General features: G+C 79.4%; 1 protein-coding gene. It reads left to right on the forward strand.

Features of this window, described 5'->3' with window-relative positions:
- Nucleotides 1–2,107: FtsK/SpoIIIE domain-containing protein (locus tag EHS43_RS43255; protein WP_260470987.1), on the forward strand; the 2,107-nt coding region annotated here is incomplete at both ends.

Genomic DNA, 2,107 nt, shown 5'->3' on the forward strand with positions numbered 1-2,107 from the left:
CCCTTCCCGTCGTCCGCCCCCGACGCCCCGGACGCCCCCGCGAGCGGTCGCCGCAAGGGCACCCCGCTGCGCGGGACCGACGTCCCGCAGGGCGTGCGGCGGCGCGGTGGGCTGTCCGCCTGGGCGCGGCGGCTGGCCGGGGGGCGGGGCGAGCAGGAGACGCCCGGGCAGGACGAGGCGTACGACGCGACGGCCGCGCCCGTCACCGCGGTGCCGTCGGCCGCCGCGGCCCAGATGCCCGAGGCCTGGCCCGATCCGGCCGCCCTGCTCCTGACGGCACTCGGTCCCGGCGCGCGTCTGTGGGAGCGGGGGCCCGGGCATCCCGAGGCCCTCACCGTGCGGCTCGGCACCGCCGACCGGGCGGCCCCCGACGGCTCGGGGCTGCTGCCGGCCGTCCCGGTCACCGCGGACCTGCGCGAGGCCGGAGCCCTGGGCCTGGCCGGTCCGCGCGCGCGACTCGCCGGGCTGGCCCGCGCGGTGGTGGCCCAGCTCGCCGCGCTGCACGCGCCCGAGACCCTGGAGATCGTCCTGATCAGCACGGACCGCTCCCGGTCCGCGCAGGAGCGCACCGCCGAGTGGTCCTGGCTCGGCTGGCTCCCCCATGTCCGCCCGGGGCACGGCCAGGACTGCCGTCTCCTCCTCGCCCACGACCGCGAACAGGCCGCGGCCCGCACCGACGAACTCCTGCGGCGTCTGGACGACCACCTGACCGACGCGGAGCTCCCCCCGGCCCGTGGCGGCATCCCGGCCGCCCGCTCCGCCGCCCCGCAGGACCGCACCCGGAACACCGCCCGACGGCCCTCCTGGGCCCGCGACGACGCGGAGGACGCGGCGAGCGGCGGTTTCCCTGGGCCGTACACCGTGGTCGTCGTGGACGGCGACCCGGGCGGCGCGGATCTGCGAAGGTCGGTGGCGCGGCTGGCGGCGGAGGGCCCGCGGGCCGGCATCCACATCGTCTGTCTGGCCGAGACGGCCCCGGCCTCGCCCGCCTCCCCGGTGACGGACACCTACGAGGCGGCGTGCGCGGCGGCCCCGACGTTCCGCGAGTGCGGGGCGGTCGCCCTGCTCAGCGGTGACGTGGCGACGGCCCTGCGGCTGATGCGGGTGGCCCGGGCGGGTGTCCCCGCGGACGCGGGCCCCGGGACCGACGGCGGCCGAACCCACCGCGGCGCGCCCGAGTCCGGCCGTCCCGCCCCCACGACGCCTCCGCACGACGCCCGCCACGCGGACGCCGACACCTTGCACCTCACCGCGGCCACCGCCCCCGCTCCCGTGGGTCACGGCACCGTCGCCGCCGTGGACGCCGTCTCCGCGGCCTGGGCCGAGCGGTTCGCGCGGGCGCTGGCGCCGCTCAGGACGGACGGCACCGCCGCCGCGGGGCACACGCGCGTGTCCTCGCCGCTGCCCCAGTCGGCGCGCCTGCTGGACGAGTTGGGGCTGGCCCGGGCCACCCCGCCGTCGCTGATGACGCGTTGGGCGGACGCGGCCGACGACCCGGAGTCGCTGGGTGGCCGCGCCTGGGCGGTGCTCGGGGCCGGCCCGCGCGGCCCGGTCTGCGCCGACCTGGTGGCCGAGGGCCCGCACCTGCTGATCGAGGGACCCGCGGGCAGCGGCCGTACGGAACTGCTGCGGGCGGTCGTCGCCTCGCTGGCCGCGGCCGAGCGCCCCGACCGTCTGAGCATCGTGCTGATGGACGGCCGGGACGGCGTGGGCGCCGGCGGCCACGGCGAGGGCCTGCGCGTGTGCACGGACGTCCCGCACGTGACCACCCACCTCATCGCCAACGACCCGGTCCGCATGCGGGAGTTCGCCCAGTCGCTGAGCGCCGAGCTGAAGCGGCGCGCGGAGCTGCTGGGCCGCTGCGACTTCGCGGAGTGGCACACCGGCCGGGAGCTGACGGGCCGTATGGTCGCCCAGCGCACCCCGTCCCCCCGCGGTTCGACGGGCAGCGCGGGTGCTCCCGGCGACCCGGCCGCCGGGGACCTCGACTCGCCGCCCAGCTCCACGATCCGCCTGCGCCCCAAAGCGGCCCGGCAGCAGACGGAGACGGCACCCCCGCTGCCCCGCCTGGTCGTGATCGTGGACGACCTGGACGCCCTGGTCTCCC

The sequence above is a fragment of the Streptomyces sp. RP5T genome (assembly GCF_003933965.1).
Taxonomy (GTDB): Bacteria; Actinomycetota; Actinomycetes; order Streptomycetales; family Streptomycetaceae; genus Streptomyces.